This is a genomic window from Coleofasciculus sp. H7-1, assembly GCF_057473865.1.
Map to the genome: position 1 here is coordinate 13,646 of NZ_JBYCCT010000022.1, position 17,973 is coordinate 31,618.

Annotated in this window: 12 protein-coding genes; 5 read left to right on the forward strand and 7 right to left on the reverse strand. The window is 45.7% G+C overall.

What is annotated here, in order from left to right:
* Positions 1 to 224: 224 nt before the first annotated feature.
* The 3 genes from AC2VDX_RS05475 to AC2VDX_RS05485 all read right to left on the reverse strand — a co-directional run bounded on the left by AC2VDX_RS05475 (position 225) and on the right by AC2VDX_RS05485 (position 2,464).
* Positions 225 to 929: a L,D-transpeptidase family protein gene (locus AC2VDX_RS05475; RefSeq protein WP_378174582.1), complete on the reverse strand. Its 705-nt coding sequence runs from the start codon at positions 927 to 929 to the stop codon at positions 225 to 227.
* A gap of 92 nt (positions 930 to 1,021) precedes the next feature.
* Complete coding sequence (gene mraY, locus AC2VDX_RS05480) at positions 1,022 to 2,134, reverse strand: phospho-N-acetylmuramoyl-pentapeptide-transferase (protein ID WP_378174648.1); 1,113 nt, start codon at positions 2,132 to 2,134, stop codon at positions 1,022 to 1,024.
* 90 nt (positions 2,135 to 2,224) lie between these two features.
* Positions 2,225 to 2,464, reverse strand: a complete 240-nt coding sequence (locus AC2VDX_RS05485; RefSeq protein ID WP_378174579.1) for a DUF3134 domain-containing protein — start codon at positions 2,462 to 2,464, stop codon at positions 2,225 to 2,227.
* 35 nt (positions 2,465 to 2,499) lie between these two features.
* On the opposite strand from AC2VDX_RS05485, the gene AC2VDX_RS05490 reads away from it, so the two are divergent.
* The 5 genes from AC2VDX_RS05490 (at position 2,500) to AC2VDX_RS05510 (ending at position 7,707) form a co-directional block, all read left to right on the forward strand.
* Positions 2,500 to 2,637, forward strand: coding sequence for a hypothetical protein (locus tag AC2VDX_RS05490; protein ID WP_378174576.1), 138 nt, complete (start codon positions 2,500 to 2,502; stop codon positions 2,635 to 2,637).
* Between the two features lie 32 nt (positions 2,638 to 2,669).
* A complete protein-coding gene (locus AC2VDX_RS05495) occupies positions 2,670 to 3,251 on the forward strand; it encodes a PAP/fibrillin family protein (protein WP_378174573.1) in 582 nt (193 codons plus the stop codon).
* 218 nt (positions 3,252 to 3,469) lie between these two features.
* Complete coding sequence (locus AC2VDX_RS05500; RefSeq protein WP_378174570.1) at positions 3,470 to 4,294, forward strand: PD-(D/E)XK nuclease family protein; 825 nt, start codon at positions 3,470 to 3,472, stop codon at positions 4,292 to 4,294.
* Positions 4,295 to 4,315: 21 nt separating this feature from the next.
* Positions 4,316 to 4,987 (forward strand): GNAT family N-acetyltransferase, encoded by a 672-nt coding sequence (locus tag AC2VDX_RS05505; protein WP_378174567.1) that lies wholly within the window; start codon positions 4,316 to 4,318, stop codon positions 4,985 to 4,987.
* A gap of 191 nt (positions 4,988 to 5,178) precedes the next feature.
* Positions 5,179 to 7,707, forward strand: a complete 2,529-nt coding sequence (locus AC2VDX_RS05510) for a sigma 54-interacting transcriptional regulator (protein WP_378174564.1) — start codon at positions 5,179 to 5,181, stop codon at positions 7,705 to 7,707.
* 146 nt (positions 7,708 to 7,853) lie between these two features.
* Here AC2VDX_RS05510 and AC2VDX_RS05515 read toward each other — a convergent pair whose 3' ends face one another.
* The 4 genes from AC2VDX_RS05515 to AC2VDX_RS05530 all read right to left on the reverse strand — a co-directional run bounded on the left by AC2VDX_RS05515 (position 7,854) and on the right by AC2VDX_RS05530 (position 17,940).
* Positions 7,854 to 9,317, reverse strand: coding sequence for a serine/threonine protein kinase (locus tag AC2VDX_RS05515; protein ID WP_378174561.1), 1,464 nt, complete (start codon positions 9,315 to 9,317; stop codon positions 7,854 to 7,856).
* A 34-nt stretch (positions 9,318 to 9,351) separates the two neighbouring features.
* Positions 9,352 to 12,006: a CHAT domain-containing protein gene (locus AC2VDX_RS05520; RefSeq protein ID WP_378174558.1), complete on the reverse strand. Its 2,655-nt coding sequence runs from the start codon at positions 12,004 to 12,006 to the stop codon at positions 9,352 to 9,354.
* A 211-nt stretch (positions 12,007 to 12,217) separates the two neighbouring features.
* The gene (locus AC2VDX_RS05525; RefSeq protein WP_378174555.1) at positions 12,218 to 14,407 is read right to left on the reverse strand and encodes a caspase family protein; all 2,190 of its coding nucleotides are present in this window, start codon (positions 14,405 to 14,407) and stop codon (positions 12,218 to 12,220) included.
* A 113-nt stretch (positions 14,408 to 14,520) separates the two neighbouring features.
* Positions 14,521 to 17,940, reverse strand: a complete 3,420-nt coding sequence (locus tag AC2VDX_RS05530; protein WP_378174551.1) for a CHAT domain-containing tetratricopeptide repeat protein — start codon at positions 17,938 to 17,940, stop codon at positions 14,521 to 14,523.
* Positions 17,941 to 17,973: the final 33 nt, after the last annotated feature.

The window sequence follows — 17,973 nt, forward strand, 5'->3', positions numbered from 1 at the left end:
TGTGCTTCCCCTTGCCCACTAGGTTACGAGAAGGGAAAAGGCGCTGCGATCGCTACCGACTCAGTCTGTTCGGTAAAGCAAGCGATCGCAGACCTTTATTGACAGGACTTATGCAAAGCTTATACATATAGAGTTTTTTCGGGTTCAATCCCCCTGTGGTTGCCGGTGGCAGATGCGGTGATGTGCGGCGAGTCCTGATTGATTAAAAACTAAAAGTTGGCATTTTATTGAATAATTTCGACTTCCGTTCCTTTTTTCACAACTTGATATAACTCTTCAACATCTCGATTTTTTAGAGAAATACAGCCTAATGTCCAGTTTGAGCGCTTTTCTATCAAAAAATCTTGCCGATCGGGGACGCCGTGAATTCCTACCTGTCCCCCGATTGAATCAAGCCAATTTATTTTCCCGTTTCCCTTGGCTTTGATATGTTTTCTCCAAGAATCTTTGGTTGGGTAATCCAGCCAGAGAAACTTTGACCACGTAGGATGCGTATAGAGGTCTTTTATCTTGAATATGCCTTCTGGAGTCCTGCCATCCCCTTCTTTGAGCTTATCATCCACTGAGTTGAAGCCCAAAACCACTGGATAAGACTTTAGGGGCTTTTTATCGTAATAAACTGTCAGTCTGTACCTAGATTTCTCAATGAGTATAGAGACTTTATTCTTGTCTATTTCTGGAGAATCTACTAGCTGTGTAAGCTGATGCGTATAGTTTAAAAGCCCCTTTCCTGCAACTTTAGGATGTAAATGATTTGCAGAACGATTATCAGAACAATTATTCCAGCAAAAGACGTGCAGAAGATAGGGCAGCGGTACAGCATAACCCAGACGAATGAGTTGGATGTATAGGCAAAAAATCCCGGATAGGAAAACAGAAAAAATTAAAAACTGTCTTCTTCTATTCCCCTGTTTTCTGCTGCTGCCCATTGTGGATGTAGTTGGAGCAATTCAAACCTTTGGTGGACGCCCAGCTTGTGCGGTTTTTGACACCAAAGGAGGATTGACAACGGCTATTTTAACTAACGAAGTACAAGACACAACAAAGCCAAGATCCCGTTAATCAGATAAAAGGCGGCAACTACTTGGGTTTCACTCCAGCCACTCAGTTCTAGATGGTGGTGAATCGGTGCCATTTTAAATAAACGCTTGCCGATGCCATCTGGACCTTTGGTGGCTTTATAGTAGCCTATCTGCGCCATTACTGAGAGCGATTCCACGAAGAAAATACCGCTGAGGATAAACAGCGCCCAGAGATTGTTAGTCAGAAGCCCTACTGCTGTCAGTGCGCCTCCCAGTGCCATAGAACCCGTATCGCCCATAAAGACGCGGGCTTTGTTACGGTTGTGAACCAAAAAGCCCAGGTAGCTGCCACTCATGCAGGCACAAAAAATCATCAAACTTGGCGACGCGGGAGCAACAATGGCACCGAGTCCCAAAAGAGCTAAAGCGCCTGTTCCCGCCGCCAGTCCATCCACTCCATCCGTGAGGTTTGTCGCATTACTTTCCGCCACTAGCACAAATACTGCCAAAGGCCAGAACAGCAACCCCAAAGGAATAGCTAAACCAAAAGGCAAGGCAATCGTGGTGATACTTGCTGGTTGATTCCAGACAAGCCATAGAGAAAACAGAACCCCCACCCCAATCTGCAAAATGAGTTTCATCCGGGGCGAGATGCCTTTATTAGACCGGCGTCTAATGACTTGCCAATCGTCAACCCAGCCAATCGCACCGTAGGCTAAAGTTACGATTGATACGGCAATTACGGGAAACAGTCCTTGTATCCCTACAGTCAATCCAGACCACACCAAGGCGGCGACTACCCCGACTGGCACAAAAAACACCCCGCCCATTGTCGGAGTGCCTGCTTTTTGTAAATGCGCTTGGGGGCCATCCTCCCGAATAAATTGACCCGCTTTTAGGGCTTGCAGGAAGGGGACTGCCCAATATCCTAAAAGAGCTGTCACCAGGGCGCAAAGCCACAGGGGCAAGGTCATAGAGATGCCCACGGCTGGGAAGACACCTGCTTGCAGATCGAATAATATCGTCCCTAGGGAAAGCCCAACTGCCAGTAACGCTAGCAGGCTAGTTCCTGAGGGGTTGAACGACCGACCAGAAAATAATTTAGCGTCCACAAATTTTTCGTTCACTTCTCACACCAGAATTCAGAATTTCAGAATCCAGAATTTACTCTGACGCCTGAGTGCTGAATTCTTCTCGTCTGACTAATCTTCGTCTACATCGGCGATTTCATCATCGTCTTCGAGGTCATCGTAAACATCATCCGGTGCCATCAGATCGGAGATTTCTGCATCACCATCGCGGAAACTATCTTCAGCTTGAACATCTCGCGGCAACAGGCGTCCTGTGGATTCTAGCCAGTCGAGAATGGAAGGTTCTTGTTGTAACGGAATCAGAGCAGCCAGCTGGTGACGAGGTTCTTCACGCAGAGACGGATTGTACATATTTGAGGATTCTGTTTGGGAGCTAACTAGACATATTGAGTTTACCACTCCCACCAAACGCGATCGCTGACGTGGATAATATTCTGTGTCAAGGGAGTTGTTATCAAACTTATCAACTGGGCGAGCGATCGCTGATGCCAGCTGGTGTTGGACAAAAGCTAAGCTGTTGGTAGAGAAGTCACCCAGAAGAGAGGTCTAGGAGGAAATGAGGAAAGCAGCACTGTTGGAAGCGATCGCTTGCTCTAATCGCGGACTGCTAGCAACCGAAACTGACAAAATAGCGATTCTCTCAGCGGTTTCCCGATTGGAAGACCTCAACCCCACTCCCCGTCCGGTTGAGGCAACTGACCTACTAGATGGCAATTGGCGACTACTTTACACTACCAGTCGCGGTTTATTAACCATTGACCAACTGCCATTGCTCAAACTTGGTCAAATCTATCAATGCATTCGAGCCAAAGACGCCAAAGTTTACAATATTGCTGAAGTTTATGGCTTACCCTATCTGGAAGGATTTGTCAGCGTTGCTGCCCGGTTTGAACCAATTTCCGAACGCCGCGTCTTGGTAAAATTTGAGCGATCCATTTCCGGTTTACAGCGCCTGATTAACTATCAGTCGCCTTCCGAATTTATTCGGCAAATTGAAAGCGGTCAACGATTTCCAGCTTTGGATTTTGGTATCGACAGCAGCAACCAGCAAGGTTGGCTGGATACTACCTATCTAGATGAGGATTTGCGAATAGGGCGAGGCAATGAAGGTAGTGTGTTTGTGTTAACAAAAGCTTAGGGTAATGGCTAATAGCTAAGGGTAATTATCCTTAGCTATTAGTCAGAGAAATACCTGCAAAAGAGGGATATAGCAATCCTTTTTTTACGAACCGCCAAGAACGCAGAGGACGCCAAGAAAGAGAGAGGAAGAAAGAGAATTTTAATAGTTACTTAGGATTGCTATGAATAAAGAATAGTCGCCCAAGTGAAAGTTTTTAGACATTAAAAATTAATCAAATGGAACCAACACAAGAAATTTTGTTCCGCTTGTCGCAAGGACAACTGAATCTGTTACAAAATTGTCCCCGAAAGTTTCAACAAATCTACTTAGATAAACTGAGTTCACCCACTAATCCAGAACAACTAGAACGGCAAAATTGGGGCAGCCGCTTTCACTTATTGATGCAGCAGCGAGAACTGGGATTGCCGGTAGAATCTCTGGTGCAGGAGGATGCCCAACTGCATCGTTGGGTAACGGCTTTGGTGAATGTCGCACCAGAAATTTTGATGTCCAACCCGAAAACATTCCGCCAAAGCGAACATTGTCGCACGCTGAATTTTCAGGGATATTTACTGACTGTTATCTATGATTTGTTAATTGAAGACACGCAATCTGCTCAAATTTTGGATTGGAAAACTTATCCTCAACCAAAAAATCGGCGTTGGTTAGAAAAAGATTGGCAGACTCGTTTATATCTTTATGTTTTGGCGGAAACTAGCGATTATTTGCCAGACCAAATTTCTATGACTTACTGGTTTGTCCAGTCTCAACCTCAACCACAAAGCCTCAATTTTACTTACAATGTTGCTCAACACGAGCAAACAAAAAGGGATTTAACGGGATTGTTGACGCAGCTAACCGATTATTTGCAACGTTATCAACAAGGAGAAGATTTTCCTCAAGTTCCAGAAACCGCTAATCGTTGCCCTGACTGTAACTTTGCGGTTCGGTGTCAGCGCGATCGCCACTTAGCAAATGCTTCGCATCGCACCAGTGAAGAAAATTTCTCTCATCAAGATTGGCTACCCAACTTAGCTAATATTCAGGAAGTTTCTCTGTAAAGAAATAAAAAATTAAAAGTTATGACAAATCCTGATAAAAACGATCCTGCATCCAACTACTCTTCTATCTATATCCGCGACCTAGAAATTGACGATCTTGCCCCAGTTTACCACTTGGGAGAAGCTGTATTTACTAGCAATTTGTACCCTTATTTATATCGAACCTGGGATGAATGGGAGGTGATTGGGCTTTACAACACCGATCCAGAATACTGTCTGGTTGCTGAAATCGACGAACAACTGGCAGGGTTCATTTTGGGAACCGTTATCAGCAAGGCATCCTGGACTTATGGATACATTATTTGGCTGGGTGTTAATCCTAATTTTCAGCGTCGAGGCGTCGGGGACAAGCTAGTTGACAAGCTGGTAGAACGGATGATTGAAGACGGGGTGCGGTTCATGCTGGTGGATACCGATCCCGTAAATATCCCAGCCGTGAAGTTTTTTAGCCGCAAAGGTTTTGGCAATACTCGCCAGCACATTTTCTTGTCGATGAATTTGAGCAAGCACGAGTATTATGGCAGGTTGATTGCCTACGAGCGTGAAAAAGCTGAGAGGGCTGCTTATAAGCGAACCCGCCGCCGTCCTTCCACACAAACCCAAGGAATTGCTGGTGAAGCAGCTACGAAGGTTATGGTGACTGACACTCCATCAACCCCTGTAGAACCTCCGAACTTCTCCGATCCCGAATGATTTTCATTAGCTACTGCTGCGGCTAAAGAAAATTGCCGCTAAGATTATCAAACCCAATAAGGCTAAGGGAACCCACAGATTGACAAGCTCGATCATCTCGGTTTTTTTAATCTTGGCAATCAACTTAATTAATTAATATTTTTTATGAAAAATGGCTAAAATGTAAAGCGAAATTTATTTTTAAGGCAACCATGACATCAAAAGACGCGGTGACATGGCTACAAGAGAGAACAGCACTGGGTGTACTATCGGCAGAAGTATTAGAAGCGATCGCGCAAGTCGTCGAAGAAAAAGTCGTACCAGTGCAAACAACCTTAGTGGTGGAGGAAACGCCCCCCGAAGGACTCTATATTCTCAAACAAGGGCAACTAGAAGGCGACCGCACCAACCAAACAGGTTTAGCCTGGGTGATTAGTTTTCTTCCCGGAGCCACCATTCACTTACAAGAGCTACTGTTAGACCAGCAGGCTCAAAGAACTATCAAGACACTCAGCGAATGCACGCTGTGGTTTATTCCCGCAGCGCAATTTCGGCAAATAGTCGCCCAATATCCCGAAATTACCCAAGCGTTCTCCCAGCAGTTGGCTCAAGAACTCGCTCAACTATCTTCTCAACTGAACTACCAACAAGAGCGTCAAACCGCCTTGCGCCCTTATCTGGTAGCAAAGGCAAAACGCGGGGTAGTGGGAAAAAGCCGCTATGCAGTGCGGCTGCGGCAGCAAATCAAAGAGGCGGCTGAGGATCGGCGTCCAGTCTTGATTTTCGGGGAACCGGGACTAGAAAAAGACAATACCGCCGCTCTGATTCACTTCGGATCTTCCTATCGGCACGAACCGATCGTTAAAGTAGACTGTAGTACGCTGCAAGCAAGTGGTGCAGAACTATTTGGTCGTGTCAGTGGCAAACCAGGGCTAATTGAATCCCTAGGGACAGGCACCTTAGTCTTCAACAACATCCAAGAACTCCCCCCAGAGTTAACGCCTAAGCTGGCTCAATTGTTAGAAACCAACACCTACACCCCCCTCAGCCGTCCGGAAGATCGACAAGCGCCAAGCCGCTCGTGTCAAGCCCGCATTATGATGATTGCGGAAAAACACCTGCCCACTATTGAGCGCCAAGTCGGTCATTTAATTAAAGTGCCGCCGCTGCGGGTGCGAAAAGCGGACATCGAAGACCAGGTAGAATACTACATTCGCCTGTTCTGTCGAGCCAAGGGGACTCGCAAACCCAAAGTCGCTCCAGAAGCTATACGCCGCTTACAAGCGTATGATTTCCCCGGCAACCTGAAAGAATTGCAAAGTCTCGTAGAACGGGCACTCGTTCAATGTGCCGGTGTGAATCTGCTCACCGAAGAAGTATTCTGGTCTGTCGAGACTCATAAAAAGCGATTTCGCGTCAATCTTTTAAATGCCTATCCCGACTTGCGGCGATTTCTCCGCAGTCCCTGGTGGCCCGACCGGATTAACTACGGCTTTACTTTGGGTGCTTTTGCGATTGTCGTCGCACTATTATTTTTGGGTCCCCAGCGTCGCTCCGAAAATGTAGCTCTAAACCTATTTTGGGCGTGGTGGTGGCCTTTGATATTGATCGGTTTTCCCTTTGTCGGACGCCTGTGGTGCGCTGTTTGTCCCTTTATGATTTATGGGGAAGTCACCCAAAAACTTTCTCAGTGGCTCTTTCCAGGGCGATCGCTGAAGCGTTGGCCTAGGCAATCTGCGGAGAAGTGGGGCGGATGGTTTTTGTTCGGGCTATTTGTCCTCATTTATCTGTGGGAAGAACTCTGGGATTTAGAAGATACTGCCTATCTCTCCGCTTGTTTGCTGTTATTAATTACTGCTGGGGCGATGATTTTCTCCGCAATTTTTGAACGGCGGTTTTGGTGTCGGTATTTATGTCCAATTGGGGGGATGAATGGACTTTTTGCCAAGCTGTCAATGACTGAACTCAGAGCGCAACAGGGTACTTGTTCGGCGGAATGCACCACCTATCAATGCTACAAAGGTGGCCCTCAAAAAGGGGAAGGCTTAGAAACCGGCGGCTGTCCGTTGTACTCTCATCCTGCTCAGTTGGAAGATAACAAAGACTGCGTTTTGTGCATGACTTGTCTCAAAGCTTGTCCGCACCGTTCGGTTGAGCTAAATTTGCGTCCCCCTGGGATTGAATTGTGGACAACTCATGTTCCCCACGATTATGAAGTGGCGCTGTTACTGTTGCTATTGAACGGTGTCTATCTCCATCGATTGCCGGAATTGCAATCAACTTTGGGCTTGAACTTAGATTTAACCCAATTTTGGCAACATTTCGGATTTTCCCTGGCAGCTTTAATCGTCCCTGCTGCTGTGCCGTTTTTAGCTTATAGCGCCATCAAACTATTTAAGGGTTCCCTAAAGCCTCGTTCGTTTGTAGAGTTGGCTTATGGATATTTGCCGCTCGTGTTGGGGGCAAATTTAGCTCACTATTTGCGGCTGGGTTTAGGGGAAGCGGGACGCATTTTGCCGCTAACAATGGCGACTTTCAGTTTTAGCGGTGAAGGGTTGCCCGTGTTGGTCGCACACCCCGCTGTGATTGAGTTTTTGCAAGGCACAACGCTAATTTTCTCACTACTGTTGACGATGCTAATAACCCAAAAAATTGCTCGTCAATCTTTCCGGGTGCTGTTGCCTCAACATCTGGGCGCGATCGCTCTTTTCGTTAGTCTTTGGGCAATTATTGTCAGGTAGTCAGCGTAGTAAATTACTCTTATAATCAGATTCCCGACTTCGTAAGAGTTGTCGGGAATCTCACTTTAGCGAATCATTTAGAATTGCTATATATGAAAGCTGGCACAAACTATGTAACTTGCAGGATTTTAAAAAACTTTTTGCCCTTATTCTCTTGTAATCGGTATCTCCAACCAATTACTTAATTCTTGCGCCAACCAATCAAGTTCTTGTGTTGTCAGATAGCCATAGAAGCGAGTTTCGCTGTCCGTACTCAATGATTGCCCGATGCGATAGCTAGAGCTGGCGTCTGTGTAATTGACCTCATCTGTAGCCCAAATTTTTAACTCTGGTGGTACCTCCATAATGCCCGCTTCAGTATCTCGACGATAGAGGCGCTTAAGGTAAGTCAATTTATAGAGGTTACGGCGACTTGCCCGAAAAACCAGTCGCCGTATTCCCCACGCTATTTGAGTTACAGTTATCGACTTTTGATCAATATAGATGTACGTGTTTACCTTGATGGCGAAAAAAGTTTGCCACAGACTGGAAATACCGCACCCCAAAAACACTAAGCTCATCACGATGAAGAACCCGCCAGCATTTAGCAAAGAGGAATATAACAGAATTAGCGAAAAGATAGTCAAACAGCAGCTAAAGAGAGATGAACAACCTATCGCTCCTGTAGTATTTTCTGGAGGTAGGTATATCTCTAGAGTTTCTGCATTCTTGCGAAGAGAAACTTTACTGTCATGAGGTTTTTGCAGGGTTAGAGGAGTTGATGTAGTCGATGAATCAACAGATTGGAGTTGCAGAAGAGAAGGCTGCTCCAATGTAGCGAGAGCTGCTTGAGCTGAACTAAATCGCTGCTTGCGGTTGGGATGCGTCATTTGCTTGAGCCATTGCACAAAGCTGGGAGCCAAATGCGTCACGGGTTCAAACTGGAGAAGCAAATCTTCTTGTAGCAAATCAGCGGGTTGTGTTCCTGTCACCAAATAGATTAATGTTGCTCCCAAACTATAGAGATCGGAAGCTGGAAAAGCACGTCCGCTAAATTGTTCGGGAGGCATATAACCATAGGTTCCAACAATCGTCATCGTCCCGATTTCTCGGACAGCCGTTTGCACAGAACCAAAATCAACCAAGTAGATATCTCCAACCTGATGAGCAGAGCGATCGCTAGTTAATAAAATATTGCTTGGCTTAATATCCCGATGAATCACCGGAGGATTGCTAGAGTGCAAGTAGCTCAATACATTCAGTAATGCTTTTGCGATTTGTGTTACCTCTTCTTCGCTAAATGTCCGTCCCCGTTTAATCCATTCCTCCAAGGAAGTTGCAGGAATGTAAGTTTGCACGAGTACAAATCCCTGACGATCGGGTAAGTGCAATTCAAAGGAATCGAGATAGCGAGGAATTGCCGGATGCGATAAAGATTTGAGTGTTTCGGCTTCTCGTTCAAACAGTTTCAAATCTTCCCAACGGAAGTCACTGTTAAAAGTGAGAATCTTAAGTACAACAAGTTCCTGGGTTTGTAAATCCTGAGCGAGTAGGGTACGCCGTCCAGCATTGTGCCCCAATTGGCATTGAATGTGATAGCGATCGCGCAGTATCTGTTCTTCTCCTAGCATAGGGAATTATTGCTCCTGCAATGTATGTAAAAACTTACTCAGCCTCACCAATGAGGGTAAAAGCCGCCCATTGTTTAGGATTGGGATATTGTTTCATTGCTGTCAACATCGCTTGACGTAAAGCAACAGCTTTGTCAGGATTTTGGTGCAAATTGCGGTAAAATTCAGTCATCAAAAAGGCAGTAGAATTATCATTAACTGCCCACAGCGATACCATGACGCTGGGGACTCCCGCAGAAATTAAAGAGCGAGATAAGCCAACCACACCATCGCCTGTAATGTCTCCGCGTCCCGTGTCGCAAGCGCTGAGAACCACTAAATCGGCGCTTAGTTTCATGTCGAAGATTTCGCCTGCGGTAAGTAAACCATCAACTACGTTGTCAGGTGTACCAGAAGGAGCAAGCGCGATCGCTCCCGGTACACCGAAGCCTTTAAAATCATGAAGTAAGCCGTGGGTAGCCAGATGAATGATGCGAGCTTTCTGCATTTTCTGCATCACTATTGTTTTGGTTGCTCTACTACCTATCAGCGCTTCAGTGTTGAATAATTTAGCAATTTGCATCGCTTCTTTTTCCGCACCAGGAAGAGGCTCTAAGTTTGCCTCCAATTTCCCAATTTTAATTTTAGGCATGGTAGGATTGCCTACTACCAGCACATCCTTGGCTGCTCTTTGACCCTTGTGCTTCTGCTTATGGGTTAAGTCTAAAACTTGAATGGCAGGCGCAGTGAGAATGGTATGCTTTTCAATTAAGTATTTGCCTTGCTCATCTTGCAGTGCGGGGAAGGGGACGAGAAACAGCGATGCTTGCGGGATAAAGATGACTCGCTCATTCGGGTCAGTGGGTAGCAAGTCTGCAATCGGTTCGATGAGTAGTTTATAAAGTTGTTGTAACTTTTTGGTTGAGTTTTCGGGTTGGGAGTTAACAACAGTTACGTCAAAGATATTGCGACCTCTAACACCGATATCATCACGACTGTTGGTAACGAGAACTAATAAGGATTGATTCAGAGATTTAAGGTCTACTTTCTTAAAAGCAATTTTACCTGTGGGTTTAATTATCCAAATGTAGAGTTTTTGTTGCCATTCTCTATGATCTTTTATTTTGAAGGCTTCATAAACAATCGAATACTGAACGAGTGTTGCGTTTTGTTTAGAAGCCACTTGCTTAATTTCTTGAATCGTTGGAGGTTTTATATCAGGTAGATTGCTAGGGTTTTCTGCTAATTTGGAATCTAATAACTCTACCAAAGCACGACCGCGACTGCGCTCGGCAATTAAGAGTGCTTTGTCAAATTTATTTTGAGCAACCAAGGCTTGTTGCAGAAAGCTATAAGAACCAGATTGTTGTTCAAAAAAAGAGATTTTTTGGTCATCTTTTAATTGTCGCGCTCGTAGAGATTCCAGAATCTCAATAGCTGCGAATAAAGTAGTTTCGGCTTGAGAATATTTACCTTGAGTATTGTAAACTCCCCCAATATTGTTGAGCGTCGCACCTTCCCCGGCTTTATCACCAATTTCAGCGCGAATGGCTAAAGCTTGTTGATAATTATCCAACGCTTGCGGGTACTGTCCCAGCTTGTCATAAGCTGCCCCAATATTGTGGAGTGCCGTCCCTTCTGCTGCCTTGTCACTCATTTCTTGAGCAATTGCTAAAGCTTGTTGAAAATACTTCAAGGCTTGTGGGTACTGTCCCAGGTTGTGGTTAACGACCCCCATATTGTTGAGCGTCGTCCCTTCTTGTGCCTGATTACCAATTTCAGTGCGAATGGCTAAAGCTTGTTGAAAATACTTCAACGCTTGCGGGTACTGTCCCTGGTTGCGGTAAACTTCTCCAATATTGTTGAGGGTTGTCCCTTCTCCCACCTTGTTACCAATTTCTTGGACAATCGCTAAGGCTTGTTGATAAGACTTCAAGGCTTGAGAGTCCTGTCCTAGGCGACCATAAACCACCCCCATATTGTTGAGGATTGTCCCTGCTGTTACCTTGTTAACAATTTCTTGAGCAATCGCTAAGGCTTGTTGATAAGGCTCCAAGGCTTGTGGGTACTGTCGCAGGCTGTCATACACTACTATCCTGTTACCAATTTCTTGGACAATCGCTAAGGCTTGCTGATAAGACTCCAAGGCTTGTGGGTACTGCCCTAGGTTGTCATAAACTACCCCCATATTGGTGAGCGTCATACCTTCTGTTGTCTTGTCACCAATTTTTTTAGTAATCGCTAAGGCTTTTTGATAAGACTCCAATGCTTGTCGGTACTCTCCCAGGGAGTTGTAAACTTGCCCAATACCATTGAGTGTCTTACCTTCTGTTACCTTGTCACTAATTTCTTGAGCAATTGCTAAAGCTTGTTGAAGATACTTCAACGCTTGTGGGTACTGTCCCAAGTTGGCGTAAGCGAACCCAATATTGTGGAGGATTGTCCCTTCTCCCTGGCGATCGCCAATTGCTTTAAAAGTGATTAAAATCTGCTCAAACGTCTCTAACGCCTCTCGAAACAGTCCTTTATTTAACTGCTGAATACCTAATTGATACAGCCGTAACGCCTCATCATCGCGTTGTTCTGTTGTCTGCGCCTGCGCCAAAACCGCATTGCTTCCCGAAGTAAGCCCCACCACTTGTAACGGACAACTCAACGAGATGAGCAAGGTTGCAGTAACAACGCTAAGGCGACGCAGATGAGGATACATAGCAGAATTCTCTATCAATGGGTTAGCGAACTGCTTATATATATCTCCCATGTTGGGGAGGTTATGTAAAAATTCACTCAACTTCTTCCCGAAGATTCCGAAGAGTGCGCTGTTCGTAAATATTTTGACAATTTCCTTGGCTCAGTTGAGGATGAAATTGCTCAACAGCCGCTTCAGATGCTTTTTTCTTTCCCTTTAAATCCGTGAGTCGCTAAGCGCTTACCTCAAAGGAGATTGACAAAGTAGCCATCTCTGAAGTGTTCATGGGTATGGCTTCTGCAACAATGCCACCCCGTTCGCCACTCAGATCGTTAAGTAAATCGCCCATCACCTCAACAGGTTCTTTCAGCTCCACCGGCCCCGATCTGACATCTTGTTCCCCTGCAAGGGATACTAATGTCTTGACAGCTCTTTCTAGAGGCTCACGGCTGACAATTACCAGCGCTTCCCCTGTTCCTGTTGCGATCGCTCTCAATTTCAGTTGTTGCGGGTCGCCAATCAGTTGCGTTTGATTGGGTCGTAATTTCATCGTCTCATTTGACGCAGGCCACTGATAGGGAAACACCACCACTAATCCCCCACTAGAGTCAATCAGTAGAGTCGTCAGATAGAGGTCGCTAGACTCGTGATTGGTAACTCGAAACTGAAATAGTTGGTTCACTGGTAACTTATTAGCATAAGTTTGTTCCGACTCCCGACGAGTATTCCTACCTCGACCTGTGAAAGTTCTAGCAAGGGTTTGATTGGGTTGTTCTACCAAGTTCATCGAAACTTCTACAGAAAGCTCCGAGGAATCGGCATTCAAAGTCTTTTTAATAATCCGAACTGCTAGCAGAGATTTGAGTTTAGCTTCCAGACGCTTAACCGCTGTCGTTACCGTTTCCCCCGGTTCGCCAAAAGATTTCGGCACCAGTTCCAGTCCTTGGGTAAATAAACCAATACTGTCGATAGATGGAAGATTTGCCACTTGCTTTTGCAGTTTTTGCTGATAATCTGCCGTCATCCGACTGAAGATGTACTGCACCCCTCCCGGATAGGGGACGTTTCCCGGTTGTGCAGGCACCGCTTCAATGCGATTAATCGCGGAGAGTTCCTGTTTAGCCGCGTTCGTCTCTCCTCCTAAAGACGGATCGAGACCAATGCTTAACTTCAAATTCGCTGGCACAACCCGACTTGATTCTTGCAGCAGCATCCCTGGTTTTAAAGACGCATTGGCTCTCTCTACCAGCTTCGCTTCTCCCCTTAAGCCGCTACGGGGAGATACCAATTCTAATTTTCCTGATGTTTGCCCTTTGTCATCGACAATTGCGAATGTGGCACCGGGTTGGAAAGCTTCTAGACTTTTAGAATCTACTCCTCCCAACCACAAAGTTGCCTTGTCGCCTTCTACTTTGGTAATTACGGCATCAGTCGGAGGGACTTGTTTATTGATGAAATAAACTGGTTTTTTCGGGTCGCCATCTGCTAAAGGTACTTGACTAGAAAGCGATTTTATGCCAGTAGTGATTTGAGCGATCGCGCTTCCCACCGTATCGGTTTTTTGCCAGAGATACTGCGTCATCAGATAAGTAAACGCACCAGCAGAAAAGCCATCGAACTCGGCATCTAAGGCTTCTTCCTCTCGTTGAGCGGAAGCCAAAATAACCCCTTTAGCGACACCTGCACAGCGCCGACGAGCGAGTTCGGCTTCGGACATTTGTAGCCGTTCCATCCAGCGTTTTTGATAAGCGATTTCTTCAGGACTAGGATTGAGTTTATCACCGGGTACGGAACGCACTCGAAAGTTACCACGAGTACCGCCGCCAGAGTAACAACTATCTAGCACGACCGTAACATTTTCTGTGTTTAAAGCCGACATCAACAGAAACAAAGTGCGCCCCATGATGTCTGGTGCGAAATCTTTTTGCCCTTGATCGGCAACAACTAAAGTGCTATTAAATTCATCATTGAATACCCGATTGGCACAACCTTGGATGGGATTCGGGTCGCGCAATCGAGAACCGTGACCGGAAAAATGGAAAACCACCACATCTCCAGGTTTAGCTTGTTTAATTAAGTGTTCTTCAAACGCTGTCAAAATATTGTTGCGAGTCGGCTGTTTGTCAGGCGATTGATTGCTCGTCAACTTGACAATATCACTGGGATTAAAACCAAAACGATGAACTAAGAGTTCTTCTTGCAAAGCGACATCTGTAACGCATCCTTCCAGGTTTCCGAGAAAGCGATCGTTGGTTGGATAATCATTAATTCCCACTAAAAGAGCGAGCTTGCGCGGGGTATTTTGCGCCAGAACTTGAGCGTAGCGATTTCCCTTGTTGATAATATCTAACTGGCTCAATGCCAAGGTGGTTATAGTTGAGCCAGCGAATTGTAAAAAATGACGGCGAGAAATATGGGACATTACTAATTTCTCCTAGTATCCTATTTGGGAATATTTAAGTAGGGGAGAAGTATACCCTTCCCAAAGGGTATGCTTCTCCCTACACGTAAATTCTGATTACTCAACGGATGCTCCTACTCAGTTTCTCCAATTAAGGTAAAAGCTGCCCATGCTCTAGGATTGTCGCGGTGTGTTTCCATCATTTTGAGCATCGCTTGGCGCAAGGATTGGGCTTTATCAAGTTTCTTTTGGTAAAGATTAGTATAAAACTCGGTCATTAATTCAGCCGTAGGAGCATCGGGGACAGACCACAGGGAGACAAGGACGCTAGGAGTACCTGCTATAAACAAAGAGCGGGATAATCCAATTACACCATCACCTGTGATGCGTCCTCTACCTGTGTTACAAGCACTCAGGACAACCAAATCTGCATTTAGTTTCAGGTTGAGGATTTCTTCGGCGGTGAGTAAGCCGCGATCACTGCTGGTGGGTGCGAGTGCTACCGCACTTTGCAAACCCTGGAAGTCATCGAATAAGCCGTGAGTGGCGAAATGTACAATTTTAGCCCCGGATATTCGTGCTAAAACGGCGGCTTTGGTGGCTTCATTACCCGTGAGCGCTTTGGTGTTCAGCAAAGGAGCAATAGTTTCAGCTTCTCGTTTTGCTCCTTTTAAGGAAGCTAGTTGTTGCGGTTTCTCCCCTATTTTAGGCGGTACGCTGGGCATGGTGGGATTACCTACGACTATGGCATCTTTGACAGCAGATTGCTTCACCTTTTCCCTTTGCTGGCGGGTTAGTTCTAGTACTTGAATTGAAGGTGCGGTCAAAATCGTGTGTTTTTCAATCAAGTATTTGCCATCTTGCTCTTGCAGTGCGGGGAAAGGTACTAAGAATAGTTCTTCTTGCGGGACAAAAATTACACGCTGATTCGGGTCAGTGGGGAGAAGGTCGGCAATAGGTACGATTAGCAGTTGATGGAGCTGCTGTAAGCTTTTGGTTTGTTCCTCTTCATTAACAGGATGCTGAACTTCGGCGACAAAAATGCTACGGTCGTCTACTCCAATGGAGTCGCGGGTTGTGGTAACAAGTTTTTCCAGAGAAGTATTTTGTTGCTGCCACAGTGGCTTTAGGTCTGCTTTGCGGAAAGTTACTTCACCTGTGGGTTTTATGACCCAGATATAGAGTTTTGAATTACGCAATTCCTGCTTGCCTTGGATTTTGAATTTTTCATTAATTATTGAATATTCAACAAGAGTTGCTTTTTGTTTTTTGGCGATTTGTTTAAGTTGGTTAATGGTGAGGGTTTCGCTTTTAGTTTCAGTCTCGCTGCTGATGCGAGAAGCTAACAACTCCACAAACGCCCTAGCACGTCCTCTTTCAGCAATTTCTAGCGCTGCATTAGTTTTATTTTGAGTAATGAGGACTTCTTGTAAATTTACATAAATGTTACGCTGCGTCTCAAAAATAGATATTTTCTCGTTATCTTTTAATCCACTTCGTAGAGATTCCAGAACTTTTATTCCCTCAATGAGGTTACTTTCTGCTAAAGCGAGATTGCCCTGTTTGTAGAGAGCATAGCCTAAATTGTTCAGTGCTACACCCTCGGTTTGACGGTCTTGAATTGAGCGTGCAATTGCCACAATCTGCTGAAAGTACTCAGTCGCTTTGGGGTAGTCTCCCAGCTCACTGTAAGCAACACCGATATTTCCCAGTGCTATACCCTCACCTTGACGGTCTTGAATTGAGCGTGCAATTGCCAAAACCTGCTGTTGGTACTCAATCGCTTTCGGGTAGTCTTGCAGCTTGCTGTAAGCAGCGCCGAGATTTCCCAGTGCTACACCCTCACCTTGACGGTCTAGAATGGCGCGTGCAATTGCCAAGTGCTGCTGGAAGTAATCAATTGCTTTTGGGTAGTCTCCTAAGTTTAGGTAAGCAGCACCGAGATTTCCCAGTGCTACACCCTCACTTTTACGCTCTTGAATTGAGCGTGCAATTGCCAAGTGCTGCTGAGAGTACTCAATTGCTTTCGGGTAGTCTCCTAGGTTCAGGTAGGCAAGACCAATACCTCCGAGTGCCCTTCCCTCAATTTGAGGGTCTTGAATTTGGCGTGCAATTGCCAAGCTCTGTTGGGAGTACTCAATTGCTTTAGTGTAGTCTCCCAAATTACGGTAGGCATCACCAAGATTTAACAGTGCCCTCCCCTCGCCTTGAGGGTCTTGAATTTGGCGTGCAATTACCAAGTGCTGCTGGAAGTACTCAATCGCTTTCGGGTAGTCTCCCTGGTTAAGATAGGCAAAACCAAGATTTCCTAATACCTGACCCTCGCTTTGAGGGTCTTGGATTTGGCGTGCAATTGGCAAGCTATGCTGGGAGTACTCAATCCCTTTTGGGTAATCTCCCAAACTAATGTAGGCAGCACCAAGATTTAACAGTGCCCTTCCCTCAATTTGGGGGTCTTTAATTTGGCGTGCAATTGCCAAGCTCTGTTGGGAGTACTCAATTACTTTCGGATAGTCCCCCAAATTCAGGTAGGCACTACCAAGATTTCCTAGTACCTGACCCTCGCTTTGAGGGTCTCCGTTGGCGCGTGCAATTGGCAAGGTCTGCTGGAAGTACTCAATCGCTTTAGCGGAGTCTCCCAACTTAAGGTAGGCAGCACCAATATTTCCTAGTATCCATCCCTCACCTTTCCCAATAAGGGCGGCAGCAAGACCGAGATTTTGTGGTATGCATCCCTTGTCTTGACCATTTTCTATCTCCTGGTCGATACTCAGTGCCTGTTGCCAAGACTGTATAGCTGCTTCAAATTGGCTGTTCTCAAATTGCTGAATGCCTTGGTTAGCGTAACTATTATTGAGATACAACAGCGCAAATCCCTCGCTTAGACGGTCTTTTATTTCCCTGGCAACTGCCAAATACTGCTGGTGATACTCAATCGCTTTCGGGTAGTCTTCCAGAGAATCGTAAGCATTACCGAGATCGCGCAACATCAATCCTTCGCCTTGACGTTCTTTTGTCTCCCGGTAAATATTCAGTGCTTGTTGCCAAGATTGTAAAGCAGCTTCAAATTGATTGGTCTGATACTGCTGCCGACCTTGGTTCCGAAGGCGGTCTGCTTCTGCTATGCGAGGATTACTCTCACTTTGCGCCACTTCTATGCTGGAGCGCACCATCGCTTCTAGCCCAAAGTCTTCAATTTCCAGCGCAACTACCAAAGACTGCTGGTAGTAATCAATTGCTTTAGGGTAATCTTTTAGAGACTTGTAGGCATAACCGATCTGGCGCAGCGTCCATCCCTCGCCTAAACGGTCTTTAATTTCCCGATAGATACTCAATGCTTGTTGCAAAGATTGTATGGCAGCTTGAAATTGACTGTTCCCAATTTGCTGACCACCTTGCAGAAACAGTCGCTTAGCTTCCGCTTTACGGGCATCTGAAGTTTGAGCCACTACAGGATATGCCGCTAATGGCACAGGGAAATTAACCCGAAAAGTCTGCGAGCCAATGAGGAGTACAGTGGTAGGTGTAATCCAGAAAAATCTTTTCAATCGCATAGCCTTAAGAGTCCAACCGCAGCATATAAGACG